The organism is Rossellomorea sp. SC111, assembly GCF_024733565.1.
Taxonomy (GTDB): domain Bacteria; phylum Bacillota; class Bacilli; order Bacillales; family Bacillaceae_B; genus Rossellomorea.
The window spans coordinates 202,739-227,895 of sequence record NZ_JANIOC010000002.1 but is presented as its reverse complement, the minus strand read 5'-3'; the positions used below and the strand labels follow the sequence as shown (position 1 = coordinate 227,895).

Below are 25,157 nucleotides of genomic sequence, written 5' to 3'. Positions count from 1 at the left end.
ATTGAGTTTTGAAGGTCAAAACATATTACCTGCCATAAGATCAATGAAGGATTTTGATAAAATGCTTGAAACATCTTTCCAATACGGTGTATTCCTCGACCTTCATGTAGGGATGCTGAAAAGTGTTTTTGAATATGCCCGTAAAGAGAATCGAAAGATGTTTTTGCACCTGGATCTCATTCATGGTTTATCGAGTGATGAATACGCAGCTGAATATGTCTGCCAGGAAATCAAACCTTTTGGCATTATATCTACTAAAGGAAACGTCATAAAGAAAGCGAGGCAAAAGGGAGTGTATGCCACCCAGCGAATGTTTGTCATAGATTCGAGCGCCATGAACCGCAGTATTGAATTAATCCAGAAGACGGATCCCGATTTCATTGAGGTTCTTCCCGGTGTGGTTCCCAAAATTATTAAGGAAATAGGTACCAAGACTGGCAAGCCCATCTTTGCCGGTGGACTGATTGATACAGTGGATGAAGTGGAAGCGGCACTTGAGGCAGGAGCGACGGCGATTACAACTTCTGATCGAGTCCTATGGAAACATTTTGACAGATAAAAATAATGAAAACCCATTGACACCGCTTACATAGTGGAGTAATATGAATGACAAGTTAATACGTTGTGAAAGAGATGAAGAGACTCACGTGAAGTGCCCGCAATAGATGGGCATATTCCGTGAGTCTCTTTATTTTTGATTCAACGCGCTCTGATAGCATGGTGGGACTGGACTGATAGGATTATCACAAGCATTTATGGGGTAAACGAGCTAAAAAGCCCCATAATAGCCTGAAAATCGATACCGCAAGCTCTACGTGTATGGAAACGATTGATGATATCAGCTCATAGTGATTCAGAGCAAAATCAAATTGAAATGAGGGATGATGCATGAATGCATTTATAGGAGAAGTGGTAGGTACAGCATTGCTCATTATTTTCGGTGCTGGGGTTTGCGCCAATGTAAATCTCAAGAAGTCATTTGCGTATAACGCCGGCTGGATCGTCATTACATTTGGATGGGGATTGGGAGTTGCGATGAGTGTTTACGCAGTAGGAAAGTTTAGTGGTGCACATTTAAATCCTGCTGTTACATTGGGACTTGCGTTCAATGGTGATTTCCCATGGAGCGATGTACCTGAGTATATCCTCGCACAAATGATCGGGGCAATCATCGGGGCAACCATCACATATTTACACTTTTTACCCCATTGGCACGCAACAAAGGATCCAGGTGTGAAATTAGGAGTCTTTGCTACCGGTCCAGCCATTCCGCATTATTTTTCGAATTTATTAAGTGAAATCATTGGAACTTTTGTATTAGTAGTAGGATTATTATCAATAGGGGCGAATACCTTTACAGACGGATTAAATCCATTTATCGTCGGATTTCTTATCATCGCGATCGGAATTTCTCTTGGCGGGACAACCGGTTATGCGATTAACCCGGCTCGTGATCTTGGACCGCGTATCGCTCACTTCATACTTCCGATTCCCGGAAAGGGACCATCCAACTGGGGATATTCATGGGTTCCAGTAGTAGGTCCGGTATTAGGGGGATCTTTTGGAGGCGTTTTTTATAAAGCGGTTTTCATTGGACAAGTCACGACAAGCTTCTGGGTGGTTCTTGTGATTCTTCTAGCCGTGCTTGGACTTGCCTACTCAAGTGACAGAAAGACCAGTTTAGCTAAAAAAGTACATCAATTATCTACTGAAAATTAATCTTTGGAGGGGTTATCAATGGAAAAGTACATTTTATCATTGGATCAAGGAACCACAAGTTCAAGAGCAATCCTTTTTAATAAAAAAGGGGAAATCGCTCATACTGCTCAAAAAGAGTTTACTCAGCATTTTCCTAAACCGGGCTGGGTAGAACACAGTGCGAATGAAATTTGGGGTTCTGTCCTTGCCGTCATTGCAAGCGTTTTATCGGAATCAAGTGTGAAACCCGATCAGATCGAAGGAATCGGGATCACGAATCAACGTGAAACAACAGTTGTATGGGATAAAGAGACCGGTGACCCGGTTTATAATGCGATCGTGTGGCAATCCCGTCAAACCGCAGGGATCTGTGAGGAATTAAAATCACAAGGACTAAACGATACCTTCCGTGATAAAACAGGTTTGTTGATTGATGCCTATTTCTCCGGCACGAAAGTGAAATGGATCCTGGATAATGTCGAAGGTGTAAAGCAAAAGGCGGAAGAAGGCAAGCTCCTGTTCGGAACGATCGACACTTGGCTGATTTGGAAAATGTCAGGTGGAACGGCTCACGTAACAGACTACTCCAACGCTTCACGTACACTTATGTACAATATACATGATTTGAAATGGGATGAAGAGCTCCTTGATATTCTCGGTGTACCGGCAAGTATGCTTCCAGAGGTCCGTCCCTCATCAGAAGTGTATGGGAAAACGGTTCCGTATCATTTCTTTGGGCGGGAAATACCGATTGCAGGTGCGGCGGGAGATCAACAGGCTGCATTATTCGGTCAGGCATGTTATGAGAAAGGCATGGCTAAGAATACGTACGGGACAGGCTGCTTTATGCTGATGAATACAGGTGAGAAAGCGGTGAAGTCTGATAATGGTCTATTAACGACCCTTGCCTGGGGAATCGATGGAAAAGTGGAATATGCCCTTGAAGGCAGCATTTTCGTTGCAGGATCTGCCATTCAGTGGCTTCGGGACGGCCTCCGTATGCTGAAAGATGCAAAGGATAGCCAGGATTATGCAGAAAAAGTGGACTCAACCGATGGTGTATATGTTGTCCCTGCATTTGTGGGCTTGGGAACTCCATATTGGGACAGTGACGTTCGCGGTGCTGTATTCGGGTTAACCCGAGGCACATCGAAGGAACATTTTGTAAGGGCCACTCTGGAATCCCTTGCTTATCAGACAAAGGATGTATTGACCGCCATGGAAGCCGATTCCGGAATTTCCCTTAAGAAGCTGAGAGTCGATGGAGGGGCAGTCAAGAATGATTTCTTAATGCAGTTCCAAAGTGACTTGCTATCCGTACCGGTCGAGCGTCCGGTGGTCAATGAAACCACTGCATTAGGTGCTGCTTACCTTGCAGGACTTGCTGTCGGTTTCTGGAAAGATCGCGAAGAAATCTCCAAACAGTGGAATAAAGAGAAACAATTCGAACCGGAAATGGCCGTGGAAACACAGGAAGAATTATATAATGGCTGGAAAAAAGCTGTAAAAGCAGCTATGGCTTTTAAATAAAAGAAACATATGATATAATGAATCCAAGTTAATAAAACGGTTAGAGATCAAGAGAGACCAAACTTGCATTATGGCACATTTCGACCATGATGTTAGTTTCGGTCTCTTTTTTTATGGTTAAACAATAGAGTAAGAGCAGATATCATTTCTTTAATTCTTAGGAGGAACCAACTATGACATTTTCAAGTACTGCAAGAAGAGAAGTAAAACATACACTATCTACCGACCAATTCGACCTGATTGTAATCGGGGGAGGTATAACTGGTGCAGGGATTGCCCTTGATGCATCCAAACGGGGACTGAAAGTAGCCCTGGTGGAAATGCAGGATTTCGCCGCAGGTACATCCAGCCGTTCCACAAAATTGGTTCACGGGGGACTGCGTTACTTAAAACAATTTGAAGTCAAGATGGTGGCCGAGGTAGGAAAAGAACGTGAAATCGTATACGAAAACGGGCCTCATGTCACAACTCCTGAATGGATGCTGTTACCCCTCCATAAAGGAGGAACATTTGGTAAATTCAGCACATCGATCGGGTTGAAGGTTTACGACTATCTTGCTGGTGTCAAGAGAAGTGAAAGACGATCCATGCTATCGGTATCGGAAACGTTAACGAAAGAGCCTCTCGTTAAAAAAGATGGGTTGAAGGGCGGAGGTTACTACGTAGAATATCGAACCGACGATGCACGTTTAACCATCGAAGTCATGAAGGAAGCAGTTGCTCATGGGGCAACGGTTCTAAACTATATGAAATCCCAGCGATTCCTCTATGACAACAAAAAAGTTGTCGGAATCGAAGCAGAAGACCTGATTACAGGTGAAACGATTGAAATTCGCGGCTCAAAGATTGTGAATGCAGCAGGTCCCTGGGTCGATGATGTCCGTGGGAAGGATTACAGCACGAATAATAAACAGCTGCGCCTGACCAAGGGAGTGCATCTTGTGATCGATCAAAGCAAATTCCCTCTCCAACAAGCGGTCTATTTCGATACACCGGATGGACGCATGGTATTTGCGATTCCTCGTGATGGGAAAGCGTATGTAGGGACAACGGACACATTCTTTGACTCTGAGAAAGCATCCCCTCATATGACATCAGAAGACAGGGATTATATCTTGAATGCGATTCACTTCATGTTCCCCGGTGTTTCAGTTGGGAAAGAGGATGTGGAATCCAGCTGGGCAGGCGTACGTCCATTGATATTTGAAAAAGGGAAGGACCCTTCTGAAATTTCCCGTAAAGATGAAGTGTGGGAAGCGGAAAGCGGACTGATCACCATTGCAGGTGGTAAGCTGACAGGATACCGCAAAATGGGGGAACATGTCGTTGACCTTGTATCTACACGGCTGAAAGAAGAACACAAGCAGAAGTTCCCTGCGTCCTCGACAAAGCATATGCCGATTTCCGGTGGTCATGTAGGAGGTTCGAAGAATTTTCAATCTTTCATTGACCAAAAGGCAGGAGAAGCCACCCAATATGGATTAACAGAGTCAGAGGGACGAAAGCTTGCAGGAATGTATGGCTCCAATGTGGATCAGCTATTTAAGCTTGCTCATGCTTACAGTGGATCCACGGATGAAAGGTCCGTCCCTCCTTACTTGTACGCCCAACTGATTTATGCGATTCAGGAAGAGATGGCTGCGACACCTCTGGATTTCTTCATTAGACGGACAGGCGCTTTGTTCTTTGACCGTGAGTGGGTAGAGAAGTGGAAGGAACCAGTCATTGGGGTGATGTCTAAATTGTTGAATTGGACTAGTGAACAAAAAGACAAATACACCACCGATTTAAATAATGAATTGAAGAATGCAATTGTACCGGTGGATTTACAGTCATAAGGTGAAACCGGCAGAATGAATTTTCTGCCGGTTTTTTTATGCATTCCTGTAATGTACTTTTCTCAAAACATGCATGATGAATTATGCTTACAATTATATAAATATATGAAATGAAGCTGAAACTGCCTAAACCGTGCTTTTCATTTATTGAGAGAACTTTATATCCCTGCTGAGGGAAGTTGAGAGAACGGGGTCGTTGCTGTAGAGTAAGAGTAGAAATTGACACGACTCCTCGTTAAAAGGTTGGCTTCAATGGGATGAAGCCAGCCTTTTTTTGTTTTCTATAAAATATGCGGGAGAAGGTGTTGTAATTGCTGTATTAGTAAAAGAGATGAGGCGTGATATCTTAACTTGAAAAGGATACGATAGAAGTCTGAAAATAAAGAATTTCATTCTCTTGAAGGAGAATTTTGTCAAAAGAGCGAATATGCATTTAGGGGATGCCATTAGAAAAAGGGAAAAAGTTAAAATTATCCAGAAGCGAGGTGAATGAATGTACGATTGGAAAGGGGCCTCTGCCCTTTGTATGAATGAAGGGCGTTTATTAATGGTTTTACAGGGAAAAGAAGAGGAAGAGAAACGATGGTCGATCCCTTCAGGTGGTCTTGAAAAAGGAGAAACCCTCAAGGAGTGTTGTGTGCGAGAAGTGTGGGAAGAGACGGGCTATAGGGTGGATGCAGGAAAACATCTTTACACTAAATGGGGGTGTGAAGGGGATATTTCCACAACCATTCACTATTACGAAGTTCACCTTCTTGGAGGAAAAGCAACACTTCAAGATCCCGATCAATTAATACATAAGATTGAATGGATCTCACTCCGAGAGTTAAATGACCTGCCCCTTTGCTTTCCTGAGGATCAATCCATCCTCGAGGCCTATATGGGTAAGAAACACAATATACTATAGAGAAATCAACTATTAAGGAGAGATTAGAATGGTAAAGCGTACTGGTGAAGTCGTTATGGGAGTGATCGGAATTGTCTTATCCGCATTATTTTCCATCATTGGAATTGTATTGAACATGGGCACGAGCAGCCCGGAAGTGATGTCCCAAATCGAAGAGGGAATGGAAAGTGACCCGAATCTACAGGAATCCGGGATGACAGCAGGGGATATGAGTGCCATCATGGAAACAGCTGAATCGATGGGTTCTTATCTCGTAATCTTAGGCATAATTGCATCAATCCTAGGAATCATCGCTGTTATGACCATTGTCAAAAATAAAAAGCCTGTACTATCCGGTATCATGTTTATCATTGCCGCGCTTGTGATCGGACTTGGAACAATCGGATTCGGGTTCATTCCTGGACTTTTATTCTTAATCGCCGGCATCATGGCTTTTGTTCGTAAACCAAAAAGAACGGAAACAGTTTATTAATGTGTATGGCTTAGAGAATTTTCTCTAGGCTTCTTTTTTTGCTCGGCCACATCTTGCTTTCCGTTAGAAAATATACTATCTTAAAAGGAGAGCATAATAAAAAACAAGAGACACTGGCGGCAACCAATGTCTCTTGCTACACAGCAAACTGCAAGGAAAGCAGTGGCCCAATAGAGAAAGGAACATAACTCTACCCTTCAAAGTTTAGGCGCTTCATGAGGGTGGGGTTATTTCTTTTTGTCATTTGAAATAACTATGGCAATGATGGAGACAATTAAAGAGCCAAAGGTAATCATTAGCGTTAACGCCTCATACGTTGTCACTATAAGCACCACCTCCTTCTATAAGGAAGTGGCCACTCCCACCCTACATTCACTGTATACTCCAGATTATATCACAAACACACTCCATCCTTTATAGGCAGGAGGTAGGAAAAGCCTACCTTGTCAAAAAAATACACACCAAGCGAACCCCCACACACTCCAATTATTTTAAACTTCACTTGAAATATGTTAGCATAGATATGCTCACATTAAACGATTACATAACATCATGATACTCTGGGAGGAATACTCGATGAAACAACGAATAGAAATGTTAAAAAATTGGTTAAAAGAAGAGAAAATTGACGCAGCATTTATCAATTCAACTGAAAACGTATTTTACTTAACGAATTTCCACACAGATCCACATGAGCGATTAATGGGTCTGTTCGTATTTCCGGATGCCGAACCATTTGTAGTCGTGCCAGGAATGGAAGCGAGACAAGTGAAGGATGCCGGTTGGGGCAACGAAGTGATTGGCTACTCAGACCATGAAAATCCTTGGGACTTTATTAAAGAAGCTGTTCTGGCTAGAAAAATTGATGGAAACAGGGTGGCCTTTGAGAATGAAGTCGTAACTTATGGACGCAGTCAGGCGTTTTTAAACATCTTCGACTCCCCGAATGTGGTGAACGTTGAAGACAAATTAAATGAAATGCGTGTCGTCAAGGACGAAGGTGAAATTGCGATCATGCGCCGAGCAGCTGAAATGGCTGACTTTGGGGTTGAAGTAGGTGTAAGTGCACTTCAAGAAGGCATTACCGAAATGGAAGTCCTTGCGAAGATAGAATTTGAATTAAAGAAAAAAGGAATCCGTGAAATGTCATTCTCTACAATGGTACTCTTCGGTGAAAAAGCTGGAGATCCACACGGTAATCCGGGAGACCGTAAACTGAAAGCAGGAGATTTCGTCCTATTTGATCTAGGGGTTGTCCTTGAAGGCTATACTTCTGATATTACCCGTACATTTGCATATAAGTCGGTATCAGAGAAACAAAAGGAAATCTACAATACGGTCTTAAAAGCGGAGCTCGCTTCCTTAGAAGCAAGCAAGCCAGGCAATCGTATAGGCGATCTGGATCAAATCGCACGTGACATCATCACAGATGCAGGATACGGTGACTACTTCCCACATCGAATCGGGCATGGATTAGGTATCAACGTCCATGAATTCCCTTCAATGAGCCATTTAAATGATGGCATATTAAAGGAAGGCATGACATACACAATAGAGCCTGGTATTTACATCCCTGAAATCGGTGGTGTAAGAATTGAAGATGACGTTCTCATCACCAAGGACGGGTATACCACGTTAACCAATTATCCAAAAGAACTTCGAATCATTGAATAAACACAGAAGGCTAACGTATAAGCGTTGGCCTTCTTTTTTAGACCGTAACCCTCAACCTCCATATAGATTAGTTTCATAGATTGAGCTTTCAAAAAATAAGTGAAACTTTATTTGGTATAGTCCGTATATACAGTGGACGGAACACAACAGGGAGGACATAGTACATGAAAAAATTACTGATTCTCATAGCATTCAGTTTCTTTACACTGACTGGCTGCGGCATATTGGAAGAAGCAAACAACAGTTTAACCTATGTAGACGAGATGACCGATTACCTGAACGAGGCTGAACAATTTGCCAATGATCTTCCGGGTTTAATGGAAAATGCTGCTTCAGATTCATCTGCAATTCCGGAACTTGAGACGAGACTTGTTGATATGAAAAATGAAATCAAAGAAATCAACGACTTAACCCCGCCTAAACTGGCTAATGATATCCATCAAAAAGTGGAGGGATATAATCAACAAGCGTTGGAAGGAATCGATCGGGCCATAGTCGAAATTGATAAGGGTGAAGTTCAGATTTCCGATCTCAAGAATCTTGAAATTGTGAATACATTCAATCAACTACAGGAGATCAAAGGAAACTTGGAAAATCTGGGTCAATAATGGATGGGTGTTACAGATAGTAAGTCTGTAACACCTTTTTACATACTGAATGAGCACGTATAACTACTTGAAAATAATTTTCTTATAGATCAAAGATATGTTCTAGTTCTTGTTTTGATAGAACAACAGTTCTTGAAAATGGTATAATGATAAAATCAACAAAATGAAAAGGAGAATATTATGAAAGTCGTAATAGCTGAAAAACCCGACCAGGGAGCGACCCTTGCCAAGCCTTTTTCCCATAGGAAACGTCAAGGATATATCGAGATTCATCCAAACGATGTATTCCCTAAAGGTGCTTATATTACGTGGGCAGTTGGACATCTTTTTCAGCTTCAAGCCCCTGAAAAGTATGAAAGCAAATGGAAGAAATGGTCATTGGACGACCTTCCGATCATTCCCCTGAGATTTCAATATGAGTTGCAAAGAGCTAAAGCGAAACAATTCTCTGTCATTAAAGACCTTCTTAAAAAAAATGAAGTCACAGAAATCATTCATGCAGGTGATGCAGGACGAGAAGGAGAGTTAATCATCCGAAATATTATCTCCATGTCCAAGGTTCAGAAACCGATGAAGAGGCTGTGGATTTCCTCCCTGACTGAGAAAGCCATCATTCAAGGATTCGAGAGTTTGCGAGAAGAAGCAGAAATGAGAAGCTTATATTTTGAAGCCTATTCCAGAGCGTGTGCCGACTGGCTTGTTGGTATGAATGCGTCAAGGGCATACAGCATCCTGCTTAAAGAGCAGGGTATGTCCGATGTTTTCTCTGCTGGCAGGGTTCAAACTCCGACTCTTGCCCTGATCGTGAGAAGGGACGAAGAGATCGACCGATTTAAGAGCGAGCCCTTTTGGGAAGTGAAAGCAACCTTTCAAATCGACGATTACACTTATGAAGGGATATGGCAGAAAGATGGAGAGAGCCGAATTCAATCACGGGAGCTTGCTGAAAGAATCGCTTCTTTTTGTCAAAACAAACCGGCTACTGTAAGCAATCTGAACACAGAAAGGAAAGAATTCGCACCACCCTTACTATTCAATCTTTCAGCCCTGCAGGCAACAATCAATAAAATGTATAAGTTCTCCCCCAAGAAAACATTGGATGTGCTTCAGAAACTGTACCAAAAAGGTATCGTCTCTTATCCAAGATCTGATTCCCAATATGTCACGAAAGGTGAAGCTGAAAGTTTTCCTGAAATACTGAACAAACTGAAAGAATTCAACCCTTACAATCAGTGGATACCGACTCCTCATTCAAGCTTGCTGAACAATAAACGTTTTGTGAATGAAGCCAAGGTATCGGATCACTACGCGATTATCCCTACTGAACAAGTAACAGATCCCTATTCCCTATCAGAAGATGAAAGGAAAATCTATGATGTCGTCGTGAAACGCTTTATTGCGGCACACCATGATAAAGCGATCATAAATTATACGACCATCTCGACGGTTGTGGATGAAAGGGCAGAGTTCGTTTCCAAAGGAAAGCAGATCTTGCAGGAAGGCTGGCGTAAGGTCCTCATGCAAAACGAAAAAGAAGAAGAACCTCTCCTTCCACCAGTACAAGAACAGGATAAAGGCATGGTTAAGAAAGTCGTTACAAAAGAAGGGAAAACACAGCCCCCTAAACGATTCACCGAAGGACAACTGATCACCTTGATGAAGACAGCAGGTAAATATATGGACAATGATGAACTGGAAAAAGTGTTGAAACAAACAGAGGGCCTTGGGACAGAAGCGACCAGGGCAGGTATCATCAAAATGCTAAAGGATCGCAAGTACATTGATATCCAAAAAAATATTGTCTTTCCCACTGATAAAGCAAAGGTGTTAATTCGTGCCATAGGGGATAATGTGTTAGCTTCTGCAGAAATGACGGCTAAATGGGAGCAGCGCCTCCAGGAAATAGGAAAAGGACGGGCATCTGCACCTGAATTCATGGAGCAAGTTAAGAAATTAAGTGAACGGCTCGTTCAAAACGCCCTTCAGGAATCTACCGCATGGAAGTTTGAGGATCTGGATACTGATTCTATCCAGAGAACAAAGGGACGAAGCGGAAAAAGAGCACCCAAAACAAGTATCGGAAACTGTTTGAAATGTGGCGGGAAAGTGATTGATAAAGGAAAATTCTATGGGTGTTCCAATTATCAACGTACGAAGTGCAGCTTTACCATTTCCAAAACCATCTTATCAAAGAGAATCACACAGAAAATCGTAAAAAAAGTGTTAACTGAAGGCAAATCCGACCGAATTGACGGATTTAAGAAAGGCGAAAAAGAATTCTCCGCTTATCTGAGCTGGGATGCCAATCAAAAAAAAATCCAATTCCAATTTGATATAAACTAACGTAAATGCTAAAACGACTTCTTCTTGCGAGGGTCGTTTTCTTATATCGGACCACTGCAACTTGATCGTATGCTTCGAAAGAAGTTTATTTTTATGTGAAACGGATAAAACAATAGAGTGATAAGAAATCAGAGAAAACAATGGAGGTTATACATTGAAAAAGATATTAATGGTCTTAACAAACGAAAGTAAAATTGATGATGAACATGAAACTGGTCTTTGGTTATCTGAGTTCGCAGAACCTTATGAAGAATTTAAGAATCAAGGTTTTGGAGTAGATGTGGCAAGCTTGAAAGGTGGACGCATCCCGTTGGATCCGAACAGCCTTGATGATGAACAAGTGGAGAAGTGGAAAGGGGTCACTAAAGAACTGGATCAAACGCTGGTCCTTTCCCAATTAAATGTGAATGAATATGCCGGGATCTTCTTACCAGGTGGACACGGGACGATGTTTGATCTGCCTGAAAGTCCTGAACTACAACAGGCGTTAGTCCATTTTGCTGAAAACGATAAAGCGATCGGTTCCGTCTGCCACGGTCCGGCAGGATTTGTCGGAACGAAGTTATCTAATGGTAAATGGCTGGTTGAAGGAAAAAGCTTAACGGCCTTCACGAATGAAGAAGAACAGCAAACTGGTCTTGATTCACTGATGCCGTTCTTATTAGAAACAAAATTGAGGGAACAGGGAGCTCAATTCGAAAAATCAGATGCATGGAGCAATCACGTCATCACCGATGGGAAATTTGTGACGGGACAAAATCCACAATCAAGTCAAGCAGCAGCAGAAGCGTTCATTAACGTTTTATAATACTGTTTCATTCTTAGAGCATGGACCTGGTCCATGCTCTTTTCTATTACTCTCAAACACATCATCAAATGTGATAAAATCGGGAGAAGAATAAAGTTGAAGGGAGAAGCACATGCAGGCTGTTCGGATCATTATACAAATGGCGATTCTTTGTTTATTTTATGAAATCGGAAGGTGGTGTACCTCATTCTTTCATTTGCCGATTCCGGGAAGTATCATCGGGATGCTGCTATTATTTCTATTATTATCAACGAGGGTACTGAATGAGCGTTTACTCTTGGATGGTTCGGGATTCTACCTAAGACACTTCTCCTTCTTTTTCCTTCCCTTATCTGTCAGCGCCATTGTTCTCGGTCCCTATTTTATCAAATATGGATGGAAGCTGGTTATCGTTCTCATTGTCAGCGGGGTGATTGGTTTTTTGGCGACTTCGGTCTCAGCAGAAGGGTTCATCAAATGGGAGGAGAAACGGAAATATGACCGGTCTAATTAATTCTCTACTTACAATAGGTGTCACTCTCCTATATTTTTCAATGTGTGTCAAGATTCATAAACGTTGGCCCAATCCGTTAACGATTCCGATTTTTTTAAGTACGATTGCCATTATTGCCACATTACTCACTATGGATATTTCCTATACAACATTTGCAGAAGACACTTCATTCATCACTTATTTACTTGGACCTGCGACAGTATCTCTAGCGTATCCCCTTTATCAGCACCGACAACTGCTTTCGAGAAACTTCCAGCCGATCTTGGTGGGCATCCTATTTGGAAGCGGCTTGTCCATGCTTGCATCCTTTACCCTCAGCCTCTTGTTGGGGATTCCGGATGAGTGGAACCGCTCATTACTGATCAAGACCATTACGACGCCTGTCGCAGTTGACATCGGAAGCGTAATCGGGGCAAAGATCGAGGTCATTCCAACGGTCGTCATCGTTACAGGGATGATAGGGGCAATGATCATTCCTTCGCTCCTGAAGGCGACGGGAATTAAGCATCCTATTGCCAGGGGACTCCCATTCGGAGTCATCTCCCACGGGGTTGGTACGGCACAAGCCATTAAAGAAGGGGAAAAAGAAGGGGCCGTCAGTGGTGCCGCCATGGCGCTGACAGCAACCATCATGTCATTTGTCATTCCCGTACTCTTTCTGTTGATTTGATCATCGACTAAGGGACAGCTACTGATGATAACACCTGAATGAAGGAATTTGTACTGGATATGAAGGGTTACATATTATTAAAGACAGGGGCTTTCCCTTTAAAAATGGAGTAGGTTTATGTATAGTAAGGGAAGGAAATTCAAAAAGAGAAGGAAGATATTATGATAGTCAAAAAAGAGGAAGATTTACAGGCATTGAAAGAAATAGGCCGTATTGTCGCAATGATACGCGATGAATTACGCTCTCAAACTAAACCAGGCGTTACGACGAAGGAACTTGATGATATCGCAGGGAAAATGTTTGAAGAAAATGGTGCGATTTCAGGTCCTAAAGGAGAATATGACTTCCCGGGGTATACATGTATCAGTGTTAATGAAGAAGTGGCCCACGGGATTCCCGGAGAAAGAGTGATAAACGAAGGGGATCTTGTCAATATAGACGTTTCAGGATCAAAAGATGGATATTATGCAGATACAGGCATTTCATTTGTTGTCGGAACGGGTGATCCCAAGCTGAAAGATTTATGCGACGCTGCATTAAAGTCATTCCAGGCAGGACTTCAAAAGGCAAAAGCCGGTTCTAAACAAAACGGAATTGGAAAAGCCGTGAATAATGAAGCTAGAAAAAATGGTTATACGGTCATCATGAACTTGACTGGTCACGGTGTAGGGCGTTCCCTGCACGAGAAGCCGGATCATATCCTGAATTACTTCGACCCATGGGATAATGCACTCTTGAAGGAGGGAATGGTCATCGCTTTTGAACCATTCATCTCCACCAAAGCCCAAAATGTAGTGGAGAAAGGTGACGGATGGACGTACATCACACCAGACAACAGCCTTGTCGCCCAAATCGAACACACCATCATCATCACTCAAAACGAACCAATCATCATTACAGAATAATGGTAGGAGGGACGGACCTCGATTCCTAGGAGCAGCTCCTAGGAGTCAAGGTCCGTCCCTCTCTTTGTATATGTTTTGTATAACTTTTCGTGCGATCGTGATGCAAGGGAAAAGTCCTGCCCCAGTATATTTTCGAGGTTCTAATGAAAGGTGGATCTACAGAGAAGGATCCACTATATCAAGACATAGAAATATTTGAAATTTTACAAACAAAATGATTGTCATAGGAAAAAAGTTGGGGTAAAGTAAAGGTATTGAGGTTGTACAAAATTTATACATAGCGACCAATAAAAAACATTCTTATCGGAGGCACCCCCATAATGGCTGTATTATTTTCAAGAAAACCGAAAACTGAATCCGTAGTGGTACCTGAATCTAATGTAATTGTCCTAAACGACCAGAAACTGAATGAAAGGCTTCATTACATGCAGTTTCAGGAGCACCATTTACAGGAATTAAAAGAAATTCTCCCGGTTTATGATCAATTATCGGATGTACTGCTGGATACTGTACTCGATCACTTATACAAGCATCCCAGTTTAGTGGAGATTGCCGAGAACCATTCAAGCAGGGAACGATTAAAGTCCGTATTCAACGATTATTTCCGTTCTTTATTTTCAGGAGAGCTGAATGACGAGTATTTTTCAATGAGGGAGCGGATGGGAAAAACCCATAATCGGAATGGCGTTACAATCGATTGGTTTATTTCGACGTACACCACCATTCAACATTTACTAATCCCCAAAATTGTAGAATTGTACCAAAACGAACCTTCCAAGCTTGCATCGGTACTTGTAGCAATCGATCATGGTATCCATTTGGATGCAAGCATCGTTTCAGAATATTATATTCAAAGCAGGATGGACGAGCTTGAAAAGCTGCATAGGGAAAACCAGGCACTGCAACTAGAAATGCTCAATATGAATACAGAGTTGGGTTCATCGCTCAGTCAAACGGAACAAAGCCTGAATGAGACTGCCAAAAAAGCTGAAAGCATACGGGCAGAATCTGAAAACACAGAGAAAAGCAGCAAAAATCTCCTTCAACTTTCAAAAATGAATAAAGATCAAACAGATCACATGATAGAAAGCTTTGGAGTCATCACAGAGCAAATCAACACGCTCCTGAAGGAAATCCAGGGTGTTAAGAACATTGCAGAACAAATTACGCCTCTCTCCAACTCAATCCAGCAAATTGCCGAGCAGACAAATCTTCTGGCATTGAATGCGTCCATTGAAGCAGCGCGTGCAGGTAATGAGGGCAGGGGATTTGCAGTCGTTGCATCGGAGGTAAGAAAGCTTGCAGAAGATTCCAAAGAACTCAGCACGTCCATTCATCAATTGGTGAATGAGAGCAATCAGCAAATCGGAGTTGTCTCAAATCGCGTTCGCAACATGACAGACCTGACGGAAAACTCACGCAAGGAAATCGGGAATGTTCAAAGCGGGATCATGACGGTCCAGATGGAAATGGAAAACTATATGGATATGTTTAAACGAAACCAATCAGAATTAAATCATATCGTAGAGGCAATTAAGAAGATCAATCATACAACAGACGAGTTGGTTCAATTTGCTTCCACCATCATTAAGAAAATAAACAAGTAGAAGAAAAGGGAAACCGGATTCAACCGGTTTCCCTTTTCTTTCCGCTCTATACGATTTTGGTTTTTCCGCATTCCTGACACTTACGATAAAACTTCCCATCCAGTACCCTTGATTTAAAAATATTATTTCCACACTCGCAACGACCACTATGCTCGTCAGGATCATCTTTATAAAGGACTACAATCTCCTCTTGGTTTTCCATCCAACTATACCTCCAGTACAAATCATTCTTCTTTCTATAGTATAGAGGGAACAAACAAGCTTGTTAAGGAAAAATCGTCACGATCTGCTAATAAATGCGTTTCCTTTAAAGTTTTCACACGCTGAGTGGCCATGCGTGTCCAAAAAGCCAATATAATATTCCACTTCTATCTAACCCATATATATCCTTTATATCTATATTATTCTAACTATTTTTCCATAGTATTCCTCTACATGATAGTTTATACAGGAAATCGTTTTCTATTACAGTAGTGAAATATTCTTGACGCACGATGTTAAAGTTCCTGTTATTGAATTGAGATTTTACTATGTTAGTATTTTCCCTGTTAGCAAAAATAAATAAACCGCTAGCTACATAAGGAGGAATTTTTCAATGAAACTAAAAAAATCGATTATTTCTGTGGCTGCATTTACAACTCTTGCAGTGTCTGGTGGAGCTAGCGCTTCAGCACAAGACATAGAAGTAAAAAAAGGCGACACTTTATGGGGACTTGCAAAAGAATACGGAACATCTGTAGATCAACTCATGACATGGAATAACTTAGGTTCATCCATCATTTATCCTGATCAGGAATTACAGGTTTCTTCAAAGGAATATTATACAGTGAAAAAAGGTGACACTCTTTGGGGGATTTCTTCCCTATATGGCATTTCAGTCGACAGCTTAGTAGGGTGGAACGCACTTGAAAGTGACCTGATTGTCCCTGGACAAGAATTAGTCATCAACTTAGACGATAAAGCACCTTCAGCTACTGCAAATACTTCTGAGAAGGCAGAAGCGCCTACTCCAGAACAAAAAGCAGAAGTAGCTCCAGAAGCTGAAGCACCTGCAGCCCAAACAGCTGAAGCAAAACCTGCACAAGCTGAACCTGCTGCAGAAGAAAAAGCAGTCAATGAAATTACAGTGGAAGCAACTGCCTATACTGCCGATTGTGATGGTTGTTCAGGTACAACAGCTACTGGTGTGAATCTAAAAGAAAACCCGGATGCTAAAGTGATTGCAGTAGATCCTAATGTCATCCCACTTGGATCAAAAGTATATGTTGAAGGTTACGGCTATGCAACTGCAGCAGACACTGGCGGAGCAATCAAAGGAAACCGAATTGATGTTTTCATCCCATCAAAGGACCAAGCCATTGATTTTGGAAGAAAAACAGTAAACGTAAAAATTCTTGAAACAAAATAATAGATTCCAAACCACTGAGACTTGCTTCTCAGTGGTTTTTTTAGTTGACTTTCGGATAACGGTTCATCATGATACTCCCACTTCATCTATTCTCCCTCATTTTATTTCAATTTTTCCCTTTAGAAGAAATACCTAGGATTAAGCACGCCATAGTCGACTGAATAGAAGAAATATTACATGCTTGTCATCTAATTGTTATTGGTTTATAAACAGTCTGTTATGTACCTGAGGTAAGTCTATGTTACTATTTCAACTGTTGGTCTAATGACTAAACACAAAAGGAGGAATTTAACAAGATGAAAAAAGGTTTATTTTCCATTTTTTCCTTCGCAGTTTTTCTTTCAATCGGACTTGCCTCTGCTTCTGCAGAGAGTAATGATACTGCTATCAATGATTATCATAATATAGAAGAAGGAGATATCCTCTGGGAAATCGCCAATCGATATCATGTTTCCGTCGACGAGGTCGGCACACGTAAACAATTGTTAGATGAAGGGTATTCTGTGAATAAGGATTCAGAAGAGAAGCAAGAAGTGAAGGCAGCAAAGACCACTGATGAAGAAGTTGATAACGTTGTAAAAGAGATAGATATCAAAGCAACTGCTTATACGGCTCATTGTGAAGGTTGTATCGGTATCACGAAGACAGGGGTAGACCTGATCGAGAACCCTGATGCGAGAGTCATCGCTGTCGATCCAAAGGTCATTCCTCTAGGATCCAAGGTATATATTGAAGGGTACGGGTATGCCCGTGCAGAAGATACAGGCGGAGCCATCAAAGGTAACCGCATCGATATCTATATGGAAAAAGAAAAAGATGCCCTCCAATATGGGGTAAGAGATGTGAAAGTCAAAATCATCAAAGAATAGATGATGAAAAGGGCGCCGGTAAAGGCGTCCTTTTTTACATATTGACTTATTCCTTTAGTTTTTTTCTTTTTTCCTTGCGGATGGAGCAACGGATTTCAACTCGATTTCTTCACCCATCTGTTGTTGTGCCAATTTTTTTGCAGCTTCATGCTGTCCTTGATTATTTTTATTTTTCATCAGATTCCCTCCTCGCAATGATTCTTTTTTATACTCTCCGACAAATTGCACTTCCTCCCGTGTAAATCGTGCCAAAATTACCAATTCATTTCTTCGACATCCTCTTTAAAGTTCAACTGTTAATTCATGTTCCTTCTATAATTAAACAAGCAGGGACCCCTCCACAGGACTATCAAGCAACCTCGGTTTCACAACCCTTCATTTCCAAATTTCTTTATTAAAAAATTCTTTGTGAAAGGGGGAAATCCTTGAAAAAGAATTAGAATGAAAACGCTAAATTGACAAAGACTAATAAAAATATTGATGGTTATCACTTGCAAAGTTAAACTTCTTTCTGATAGGGTAACAAATGTTGGTTTTATAAGAGAGTGACAAGGGAATAGGTAATAAGTAATCATTCCCTTATCCTCAGAATGCACATTTTCCCATTTGCATTAACTGAGACTCTTTCAACGTGTAGGGAACTTTCAGTAGGTGTACATACGTTTGATAGACACCTCGAATCCCGCTGTTGTTCCCTTCATTCAGAAGAGAGTTGTAACAAACAAAAATAGAATATGGAAAGGAGAATTTTATGAAGAGAATATCAAATGTTTTCTGGATTACCGTCATTTTGGTTGTTGCTTCCGTTGCATATGGAGCAATCGCACCAAATTCATTTGAAACCGTAACAGCAAAAATGCAAACTTTCATCACTTCAACTTTTGGTTGGTATTATCTTATTTTAGTTACAGTGATTGTCATCTTCTGTGTGTTCTTGATCTTTAGTCCGATGGGGACGATTCGATTAGGGAAACCGGATGAAAAACCTGAGTATACAAGAGGAACATGGTTCGCCATGTTGTTTAGTGCAGGAATGGGAATTGGTTTAGTATTCTGGGGGGCAGCAGAACCGCTGTCTCACTATATGACCCCGCCAACGGCAGAAGGAGGAACCGACCTTGCGATCAAGGAATCGATGCGTTATACGTTCTTCCACTGGGGGATTCACGCATGGGGGATTTATGCGATCGTTGCTTTAGCACTTGCATACTCTAAATTCCGTAAAGATGAGCCGGGTTTAATCTCCGCGACATTGAAACCGATCTTTGGAGATAAGATGAATGGGCCACTCGGAACAATCATCGATGTCCTGGCTGTATTCGCTACGGTTGTAGGGGTAGCCACAACCCTCGGATTTGGAGCGGCACAGATTAACGGAGGACTATCTTATCTGCTGGATATTCCAAACAACTTCACAGTCCAGGCAATCATCATCGGGATTGTAACCGTCCTGTTCATGATTTCTGCATGGTCCGGGTTAAGTAAAGGTATCAAGTACTTATCCAATACAAACATGGTACTCGCTGTATTGCTTCTCCTACTGGTATTCTTTATTGGACCTACTTTATTAATCCTTAATATGTTCACTGATACAATCGGCGCTTATATTCAAAATATCGCCGCAATGAGCTTCAGGATTGCTCCATTAAATGAAGAGCACCGCACATGGATCAATGGTTGGACCATTTTCTACTGGGCATGGTGGATTTCATGGTCACCGTTCGTGGGTATCTTCATCGCACGTGTATCAAGAGGTAGAACGATTCGAGAATTCCTGATAGGGGTATTGCTGTTACCTGCACTCGTCAGCTTCTTTTGGTTCGCCGTCTTTGGTACTTCTGCGATTGAAGTGCAACAGGCCGGTGCTGCTTTATCGGACCTGAAAACGGAAGAAGTATTGTTTGCCGTCTTTAACGGATTTGAATGGTCAACGATTCTTTCTGTCATTGCCATCACATTGATTGGAACATTCTTTATCACATCTGCTGACTCGGCTACATTCGTGTTGGGGATGCAAACGACTTATGGTTCGTTAACCCCGCCAAACTATGTAAAATTAACCTGGGGACTTGCACAGTCTACCGTGGCCTTAATTTTACTATACAGCGGTGGTTTACAGGCTTTACAGAATGCATTGATTGTCGCAGCCCTTCCATTTTCGGTGATCATGGCACTCATGATGGTTTCTCTGTACAAGTCATTGAACCAGGAGAAAAAGGAACTTGGCTTATACATTAAACCTAAGCCTAGAAAAACAAAAGAACCTAAAGAACATATGTAAACGACTTTAAAGCGCCTGGAAACTTCCAGGCGCTTTATTTATGGCCCAATATGGTTCGACTAGACGTTTTACTCATTTTATCTCTCATATATTTTCCGGAAATCCTTTATTCACGCGACATTCAAGCCGTTTACAGAACCTGGATAGAAAGTCCTTGATGATTTTAATTAACCTACATTTTGTCCACTACATACATTAATATCGTAGTAAGATAACTGGAGGTGACTGATGATGTATGGATACCCTGGATATGGATATGGCTGCGGTGGTGGTGGTGGCTACGCTGGTGGTTTCGCGTTAATCGTAGTTTTATTCATCCTATTAATTATCGTTGGAGCAGCGTTTGTTTGTTAACAATAAATAGAAAATGGATAGATGTCCCTTAAAAGCAGAGAGCCTTCTGCTTAGGGGCATCTTTTTTTATACATAATGGATTGTCATAATTGAATTCTCATATTAGAATACAAGGTGCAGCCATAACCTTGTAAAGGATCGACTACAATGACAAAAAAACAGACCAGAAAAAAGCAGTCCAGTAAAAGAAAGTCGTCATCACCCTTTAGAATGCTTCTCATCCCCATCATCATTTTAGCTGTTTATTATGCCCTCAATTATGATGACCCACCATTTAACCTTTCATCCATTGGAAAAGATGAGATACCATCTGAATATATCCCCATCTATAAGGCAGCTGAAGATGAATATGGAGTACCATGGTATCTTCTAGCAGCCCACCACAGGGTTGAAACGAAATTCTCCACTATGAAGTCTCTCGTATCTCCAGCGGGGGCAGAGGGCCCCATGCAGTTTATGCCCTGTACATTTGTAGGGTGGTCCCACCCAAGTTGTTCCGGACTCGGAAAAGGGGATATCCCTACAGATCAAAAAACGGACCCTGCCGTCATTGAGAAATATGGCGGATACGGCGTGGATGCAAACGGGGACGGAAAAGCAGATCCGTTTCAGATTGAGGACGCCATATTCAGTGCCGCCAACTATCTGGCTCATAACGGAGCTGCTGAAGGAAACCTCGAAGAAGCTGTATTTGCATACAACCATAGTGAACAATATGTTGAAGATGTCCTGTATTATGCTGACCGATTCGTGGAAGAGAGCAAGGAAAATACAGGACATCCAATGTAATGGGTGACTCAGCAAAAGAATTGTTTCTTGGAAATGGTTCTTTTTTAGAATTCCTATACACTCACTCAATAAATTGATATGATAGGTTTTTTGATTTTCTTAAGTGACAAAGGTGATTTAAATGAAGACAACAGACATGTTAGAAGAATGGAAATCTGCGTTGAATATGGAGATCCTGCAGTTAAAAAAACGGGAAACGAATGGGATCCTCATCGAAGAGGGGAGATGCATCCGAAAAGAAGAAGATGCCTATATTTATTGGTTCACCCTTTACTATCCCGCTTCGCTTCCTGAAGGGGGAAGTGTGATGTTTAAACGGAAGCATTCTTCCACCCAAGGAATCGTGATTAATTCAGAAGAACGAGAATGCATCATAGAGCTTGATCAGTTCATTGGGGACACACTATCATACGGACAGATCCTTCACGAGCCATGGGATATCCTTGAGAAGCTAATGGAACGGTTGGATGAAGCAAGGGAACGCCATGGGAAAACCCAGCGCATTCAGAAGGTGATGTTTCCGGAAATGGCTCAAAGACATCCTGAATACGAATACAAGACCCCTTTGCATGAAGCTTACGTCAGAAGTAAGTATAATCCCGTTACGTACCTGTGGGGACCACCAGGAACAGGAAAGACTTTTACCCTTGCAAGAGTGGCAGCTTATCACTATTCAGAAGGGAAGAGAGTGCTGCTTCTCTCCCATAGTAATGCAGCTGTGGATGTATTAATAGAAGAAATGCATCATTTTCTAAGCAGCCATGACCGTTGGATTCCTGGAGAGGTGATCCGGTATGGTACAAGCAGGAAAACCTATAGAGAAGATGTGGTTGATTTAAGTGCTCTTCAATTACTGGAACAACAGGATCCGACTCTATCCGAAGAAAAAGTGAAGGTAGAAAAGTACAGAAGAAGGTTAAAGAAGAAACTGTCGAGAACCTATTCTTCCTATGATTCAGAGAGACTCTCCCATCTCGAAGTCCACTATCAAAAAATTAAGGAAACGTTCAAGAGAAGGGAAGGTGAGCTGATCACGGAGGCTAAGGTAATCGGGACAACCCTTTCAAAGGCGGCCATTGACCGACTTTTGTATGAAGATGAGTTCGATTTAGTGATGGTGGATGAGGCAAGCATGGCCTATATACCTCAAGTGGCCTTTGCTGCGTCCCTGGGGAAAAAGATCATCATATGTGGAGATTTCAAACAGCTTCCACCCATCTCAACTTCCTTTCATCCCCTGACCGCCAAGTGGCTGAAGGAAGACATCTTTCATGCAGCCGGAGTGGCAGGAGCCGTCGGGAAAGGGCTGGATCACCCCCACCTCTTATTACTTCCGGAACAACGGAGGATGCACCCCAGCATTTCGGCATTCACCAATCGATACATCTATCATTCAAGGGTGGGGGACCATCATTCGGTCAAAACGATTCGGGAGATCATCACAAATAAAAAACCATTCCCGTCACATGGAGCTGTACTATTTTCCCTGAGAGAAGGGACGGAGTGGGCGGAAACCCACAAAGGATCAAGGTGGAATCTGTTGTCCAGCTTAGTCACTATCCAACTTATCCTTCAATCCATACGTGATGGGTTACTTTCCACCGGGATTGTGACCCCGTACCGGGCCCAAGCCAAATGGTATAACCTCTTACTCGATGAACTGGTAAAAAGTATTGCTCCTTCAGCCGATCTATACGCCGCCACGGTTCATGGATTTCAAGGGTCGGAAAATGATATGATTCTGTTCGATTTAGTCGATGGGGAATCACATGGCAGTCCGGGTACGTTGATTACCCGTAAAGGTAGCGAGAGACTGATCAACGTAGGAGTCACCCGCGCCAAGGGGAAGCTTATAATAGTGGGGAATGATCAATTCATACGGGAAAAGACTCATTCTTCTAAACCTGTCCATCAATTCATTTCCCACCTTCAGCAGGAAGGCCATAATGAAACGAGCGCTTCACTCGTTCCAACTTCTACAAAGAAAATGAAGTGGTTCAGAATCGATGACCATCATAAGCTGGGTAAAGATATGGCAGCCGCAAAAGCTCAAATCATGGTGAATGTCCAGGATTTAAAAATGATCCCAAACGATATGATGCGTGCCTTACAATTGGCAGCAGAGGATAAACAGGTGACGATCTTCACACAATCAGGCAGTGGTTCACAGTCGTCTTCAAGGGTCCAAATGAAAAAATCCACCACCTTGATACCATTCATCGCATTCGATGAAAAAGTAATCTGGTTCAATTCTTTTACAAAGGAATCAAATCGGTTTCCTTTCCAGGTGAGAATCTTATCCAAAAAAATAACCCGCCAATTCTTCAAAATGATTGAAGAACCAAAAACGGTGCCCCTTTGAGCTGTTTCTTCCTCAAAGGGATCACCGCTTTTATTTTTCTACATATATACTCCATGATTGTTGTGGTCGGACATGACCAATGATTCCGGCTGAGATGGAGTGGCGCTGAAGTTCTTCTACATATTTTTGCCCTTCTGAAAGGGGCAAGCTGACAAGTAAACCTCCGGAAGTGATGGCATCTGAGAGGATCCAACGCTCTTCCTGGGTTAGACACGCATCATAATGCACCATGTCTTGAAGCCAAGTAGCGTTCGCTTTCGATCCCCCAGGAATCACTCCCTTATCTGCTAAATCTTTCGTCCCTTCTAAAAGGGGGATGGAGGAATAAGAGAATTCAATTGATACGTTACTGCCTTTCGCCATTTCAAATGCATGTCCCATCAATCCAAACCCCGTTACATCGGTCACCGCATTCGGATGAAATTTCCGCAGTGATTCCGCAGCCGTTTTATTCAGCATGCTCATAACCTTGATTACAGCCGCTTCCTGAGCGGGAGTCACAGCTTTTCGTTTGATCCCTGTTGTCAGGATCCCTACACCCAATGGTTTTGTCAATACAATGACGTCCCCTTCAAGTGCACCGGTATTGGTCCAATACTGTTTCGGATGAACGATTCCGGTAACACTAAGGCCAAATTTAGGTTCTTGATCGTCAATGGAATGACCCCCCACTGTTACTGCACCGGCTTCGATCACTTTGCTTTGTGCCCCTTTAAGGATAGAGGCAAGCATCTCGCTTCCAAGCTTTTTGATGGGGAAGCCTACAATGTTTAAAACAGTTTTCGGCGTTCCACCCATCGCATACACATCACTTAGAGCATTTGCTGCAGCAATTTGCCCGAATTGGTAAGGGTCGTCCACAATCGGTGTGAAATAATCGACGGTTTGTACCATGGCAAGGTCATCTGTCAGCTGAAAGATGCCGCCGTCATCAGATGATTCATTTCCTACTAATAATTCTTTCGTAAATGGTTGAGGAGGTAGTTGACGCAAAACTTGCGTCAAGTCACTAGGACTAAGTTTACAGCCTCAGCCAGCTTTTGAAGAAAGTTCTGTTAAACGGATGATCTCTTCCTTGCTCATTCTATTCACCTCTTTATGTATGAATAAATTCATTGTACAGGATAAAAATACAATTGAGCAAAGGAGAAGTAAGGAGAAATAGAAATGAAGGAAAGAATTGAATATTTGCACAAGTACTTCCCCTTTAATAAAATGAATATACACGTTGAATATGATTTGTGGAGGAGGATGATTTAGATGAAAGATGTAAAGATGACGATTGAATTCTGTATGATGTGAAACTATGCACCTAAAGCCGCGAGTTTCGCGGAACAGTTATTCAACCATTTTAGATCCGAATTGAAGGAACTAACGTTAGTACCGTCCTCTGGAGGGGCATTCGAAATTACAGTAAACGGGGAAAAAATTTATTCCAAACTCGATACAGGTTTTTTTCCTGATATCAAAGAGACCATTTCGATCATTGAATCTCATTAAAACCCGCAGAAAAGGTCATCAGCACATGCTGATGACCTTTT

Annotated in this window: 24 protein-coding genes and 1 pseudogene; 21 read left to right on the top strand and 4 right to left on the bottom strand. The window is 42.0% G+C overall.

Annotated elements, in window-relative coordinates:
• Position 1: 1 nt before the first annotated feature.
• The 6 genes from NQ095_RS03250 (at position 2) to NQ095_RS03225 (ending at position 6,445) form a co-directional block, all read left to right on the top strand.
• Complete coding sequence (locus NQ095_RS03250) at positions 2-559, top strand: glycerol-3-phosphate responsive antiterminator (RefSeq protein ID WP_258262059.1); 558 nt, start codon at positions 2-4, stop codon at positions 557-559.
• A gap of 329 nt (positions 560-888) precedes the next feature.
• Positions 889-1,719 carry an MIP/aquaporin family protein gene (locus NQ095_RS03245; RefSeq protein ID WP_258262058.1) on the top strand — a complete coding sequence of 277 codons (831 nt, stop codon included), beginning with the start codon at positions 889-891 and terminating at the stop codon, positions 1,717-1,719.
• Positions 1,720-1,737: 18 nt separating this feature from the next.
• A complete protein-coding gene (gene glpK, locus NQ095_RS03240) occupies positions 1,738-3,228 on the top strand; it encodes a glycerol kinase GlpK (protein ID WP_258262057.1) in 1,491 nt (496 codons plus the stop codon).
• A gap of 173 nt (positions 3,229-3,401) precedes the next feature.
• On the top strand, positions 3,402-5,066 hold the full coding sequence (locus NQ095_RS03235; RefSeq protein ID WP_258262056.1) for a glycerol-3-phosphate dehydrogenase/oxidase: 1,665 nt from the start codon (positions 3,402-3,404) through the stop codon (positions 5,064-5,066).
• Positions 5,067-5,559: 493 nt separating this feature from the next.
• Positions 5,560-5,973, top strand: a complete 414-nt coding sequence (locus NQ095_RS03230; protein ID WP_258262055.1) for an NUDIX hydrolase — start codon at positions 5,560-5,562, stop codon at positions 5,971-5,973.
• Between the two features lie 28 nt (positions 5,974-6,001).
• A complete protein-coding gene (locus NQ095_RS03225) occupies positions 6,002-6,445 on the top strand; it encodes a DUF4064 domain-containing protein (RefSeq protein ID WP_258262054.1) in 444 nt (147 codons plus the stop codon).
• A 227-nt stretch (positions 6,446-6,672) separates the two neighbouring features.
• On the opposite strand, the gene NQ095_RS03220 is transcribed toward NQ095_RS03225, so the two are convergent.
• Entirely contained in the window at positions 6,673-6,768 is a 96-nt protein-coding gene (locus NQ095_RS03220) for a putative holin-like toxin (protein ID WP_224940763.1), read from the bottom strand.
• Positions 6,769-7,021: 253 nt separating this feature from the next.
• On the opposite strand from NQ095_RS03220, the gene NQ095_RS03215 reads away from it, so the two are divergent.
• From NQ095_RS03215 to NQ095_RS03180, 8 genes are all read left to right on the top strand, one after another.
• Entirely contained in the window at positions 7,022-8,119 is a 1,098-nt protein-coding gene (locus NQ095_RS03215) for a M24 family metallopeptidase (protein ID WP_258262053.1), read from the top strand.
• A gap of 164 nt (positions 8,120-8,283) precedes the next feature.
• Entirely contained in the window at positions 8,284-8,727 is a 444-nt protein-coding gene (locus tag NQ095_RS03210) for a DUF6376 family protein (protein WP_258262052.1), read from the top strand.
• A 180-nt stretch (positions 8,728-8,907) separates the two neighbouring features.
• On the top strand, positions 8,908-11,070 hold the full coding sequence (locus NQ095_RS03205; protein ID WP_258262051.1) for a DNA topoisomerase III: 2,163 nt from the start codon (positions 8,908-8,910) through the stop codon (positions 11,068-11,070).
• Positions 11,071-11,239: 169 nt separating this feature from the next.
• On the top strand, positions 11,240-11,878 hold the full coding sequence (locus NQ095_RS03200; protein ID WP_258262208.1) for a type 1 glutamine amidotransferase domain-containing protein: 639 nt from the start codon (positions 11,240-11,242) through the stop codon (positions 11,876-11,878).
• A gap of 112 nt (positions 11,879-11,990) precedes the next feature.
• Positions 11,991-12,371 carry a CidA/LrgA family protein gene (locus NQ095_RS03195; RefSeq protein WP_258262050.1) on the top strand — a complete coding sequence of 127 codons (381 nt, stop codon included), beginning with the start codon at positions 11,991-11,993 and terminating at the stop codon, positions 12,369-12,371.
• The gene (locus tag NQ095_RS03190) at positions 12,355-13,041 is read left to right on the top strand and encodes an LrgB family protein (protein ID WP_258262049.1); all 687 of its coding nucleotides are present in this window, start codon (positions 12,355-12,357) and stop codon (positions 13,039-13,041) included. The genes NQ095_RS03195 and NQ095_RS03190 overlap by 17 nt, the downstream gene beginning before the upstream one ends.
• Positions 13,042-13,202: 161 nt before the next feature.
• Positions 13,203-13,946 carry a type I methionyl aminopeptidase gene (gene map, locus NQ095_RS03185; protein WP_258262048.1) on the top strand — a complete coding sequence of 248 codons (744 nt, stop codon included), beginning with the start codon at positions 13,203-13,205 and terminating at the stop codon, positions 13,944-13,946.
• A gap of 320 nt (positions 13,947-14,266) precedes the next feature.
• Positions 14,267-15,553 (top strand): globin-coupled sensor protein, encoded by a 1,287-nt coding sequence (locus NQ095_RS03180; RefSeq protein WP_258262047.1) that lies wholly within the window; start codon positions 14,267-14,269, stop codon positions 15,551-15,553.
• A 46-nt stretch (positions 15,554-15,599) separates the two neighbouring features.
• On the opposite strand, the gene NQ095_RS03175 is transcribed toward NQ095_RS03180, so the two are convergent.
• Entirely contained in the window at positions 15,600-15,755 is a 156-nt protein-coding gene (locus NQ095_RS03175; protein WP_098440347.1) for a DUF8096 family protein, read from the bottom strand.
• A 393-nt stretch (positions 15,756-16,148) separates the two neighbouring features.
• On the opposite strand from NQ095_RS03175, the gene NQ095_RS03170 reads away from it, so the two are divergent.
• Both NQ095_RS03170 and NQ095_RS22490 read left to right on the top strand, forming a co-directional pair.
• Entirely contained in the window at positions 16,149-16,961 is an 813-nt protein-coding gene (locus tag NQ095_RS03170; RefSeq protein ID WP_258262046.1) for a LysM peptidoglycan-binding and 3D domain-containing protein, read from the top strand.
• Between the two features lie 296 nt (positions 16,962-17,257).
• Positions 17,258-17,830, top strand: a complete 573-nt coding sequence (locus tag NQ095_RS22490; protein WP_309137604.1) for a 3D domain-containing protein — start codon at positions 17,258-17,260, stop codon at positions 17,828-17,830.
• 54 nt (positions 17,831-17,884) lie between these two features.
• Here NQ095_RS22490 and NQ095_RS03160 read toward each other — a convergent pair whose 3' ends face one another.
• On the bottom strand, positions 17,885-18,007 hold the full coding sequence (locus NQ095_RS03160) for a hypothetical protein (RefSeq protein ID WP_258262045.1): 123 nt from the start codon (positions 18,005-18,007) through the stop codon (positions 17,885-17,887).
• Between the two features lie 574 nt (positions 18,008-18,581).
• Between NQ095_RS03160 and NQ095_RS03155 the strand changes: the two genes are divergently transcribed.
• The 4 genes and pseudogenes from NQ095_RS03155 (at position 18,582) to NQ095_RS03140 (ending at position 23,616) form a co-directional block, all read left to right on the top strand.
• Positions 18,582-20,111 (top strand): glycine betaine uptake BCCT transporter, encoded by a 1,530-nt coding sequence (locus NQ095_RS03155; RefSeq protein ID WP_258262044.1) that lies wholly within the window; start codon positions 18,582-18,584, stop codon positions 20,109-20,111.
• Positions 20,112-20,384: 273 nt separating this feature from the next.
• A pseudogene (locus NQ095_RS03150) lies at positions 20,385-20,465 on the top strand (YjcZ family sporulation protein); the annotation flags it as partial.
• 147 nt (positions 20,466-20,612) lie between these two features.
• The gene (locus NQ095_RS03145) at positions 20,613-21,254 is read left to right on the top strand and encodes a lytic transglycosylase domain-containing protein (protein ID WP_258262043.1); all 642 of its coding nucleotides are present in this window, start codon (positions 20,613-20,615) and stop codon (positions 21,252-21,254) included.
• 121 nt (positions 21,255-21,375) lie between these two features.
• On the top strand, positions 21,376-23,616 hold the full coding sequence (locus NQ095_RS03140) for a DEAD/DEAH box helicase (protein WP_258262042.1): 2,241 nt from the start codon (positions 21,376-21,378) through the stop codon (positions 23,614-23,616).
• A 30-nt stretch (positions 23,617-23,646) separates the two neighbouring features.
• Here NQ095_RS03140 and selD read toward each other — a convergent pair whose 3' ends face one another.
• Positions 23,647-24,699, bottom strand: coding sequence for a selenide, water dikinase SelD (gene selD / locus NQ095_RS03135; protein ID WP_309137603.1), 1,053 nt, complete (start codon positions 24,697-24,699; stop codon positions 23,647-23,649).
• Between the two features lie 177 nt (positions 24,700-24,876).
• On the opposite strand from selD, the gene NQ095_RS22535 reads away from it, so the two are divergent.
• Positions 24,877-25,116: an Rdx family protein gene (locus tag NQ095_RS22535; RefSeq protein WP_375162799.1), complete on the top strand. Its 240-nt coding sequence runs from the start codon at positions 24,877-24,879 to the stop codon at positions 25,114-25,116.
• The last annotated feature ends 41 nt before the right edge of the window (positions 25,117-25,157 follow it).

Bases quoted from the DNA above. Each gene is read 5' to 3' on its own strand.
- NQ095_RS03145 (WP_258262043.1), top strand. From the start codon at position 20,613: ATGACAAAAAAACAGACCAGAAAAAAGCAGTCCAGTAAAAGAAAGTCG.
- NQ095_RS03160 (WP_258262045.1), bottom strand. From the start codon at position 18,007: ATGAAAAATAAAAATAATCAAGGACAGCATGAAGCTGCAAAAAAATTG.
- NQ095_RS03155 (WP_258262044.1), top strand. From the start codon at position 18,582: ATGAAGAGAATATCAAATGTTTTCTGGATTACCGTCATTTTGGTTGTT.
- NQ095_RS03190 (WP_258262049.1), top strand. From the start codon at position 12,355: ATGACCGGTCTAATTAATTCTCTACTTACAATAGGTGTCACTCTCCTA.
- NQ095_RS03195 (WP_258262050.1), top strand. From the start codon at position 11,991: ATGCAGGCTGTTCGGATCATTATACAAATGGCGATTCTTTGTTTATTT.
- NQ095_RS03170 (WP_258262046.1), top strand. From the start codon at position 16,149: ATGAAACTAAAAAAATCGATTATTTCTGTGGCTGCATTTACAACTCTT.
- NQ095_RS03230 (WP_258262055.1), top strand. From the start codon at position 5,560: ATGTACGATTGGAAAGGGGCCTCTGCCCTTTGTATGAATGAAGGGCGT.
- NQ095_RS03175 (WP_098440347.1), bottom strand. From the start codon at position 15,755: ATGGAAAACCAAGAGGAGATTGTAGTCCTTTATAAAGATGATCCTGAC.
- NQ095_RS03225 (WP_258262054.1), top strand. From the start codon at position 6,002: ATGGTAAAGCGTACTGGTGAAGTCGTTATGGGAGTGATCGGAATTGTC.
- NQ095_RS22490 (WP_309137604.1), top strand. From the start codon at position 17,258: ATGAAAAAAGGTTTATTTTCCATTTTTTCCTTCGCAGTTTTTCTTTCA.
- NQ095_RS03215 (WP_258262053.1), top strand. From the start codon at position 7,022: ATGAAACAACGAATAGAAATGTTAAAAAATTGGTTAAAAGAAGAGAAA.
- map (WP_258262048.1), top strand. From the start codon at position 13,203: ATGATAGTCAAAAAAGAGGAAGATTTACAGGCATTGAAAGAAATAGGC.
- NQ095_RS03205 (WP_258262051.1), top strand. From the start codon at position 8,908: ATGAAAGTCGTAATAGCTGAAAAACCCGACCAGGGAGCGACCCTTGCC.
- glpK (WP_258262057.1), top strand. From the start codon at position 1,738: ATGGAAAAGTACATTTTATCATTGGATCAAGGAACCACAAGTTCAAGA.
- NQ095_RS03180 (WP_258262047.1), top strand. From the start codon at position 14,267: ATGGCTGTATTATTTTCAAGAAAACCGAAAACTGAATCCGTAGTGGTA.
- NQ095_RS03210 (WP_258262052.1), top strand. From the start codon at position 8,284: ATGAAAAAATTACTGATTCTCATAGCATTCAGTTTCTTTACACTGACT.
- NQ095_RS03245 (WP_258262058.1), top strand. From the start codon at position 889: ATGAATGCATTTATAGGAGAAGTGGTAGGTACAGCATTGCTCATTATT.
- NQ095_RS03200 (WP_258262208.1), top strand. From the start codon at position 11,240: ATGGTCTTAACAAACGAAAGTAAAATTGATGATGAACATGAAACTGGT.
- NQ095_RS03140 (WP_258262042.1), top strand. From the start codon at position 21,376: ATGAAGACAACAGACATGTTAGAAGAATGGAAATCTGCGTTGAATATG.
- NQ095_RS03235 (WP_258262056.1), top strand. From the start codon at position 3,402: ATGACATTTTCAAGTACTGCAAGAAGAGAAGTAAAACATACACTATCT.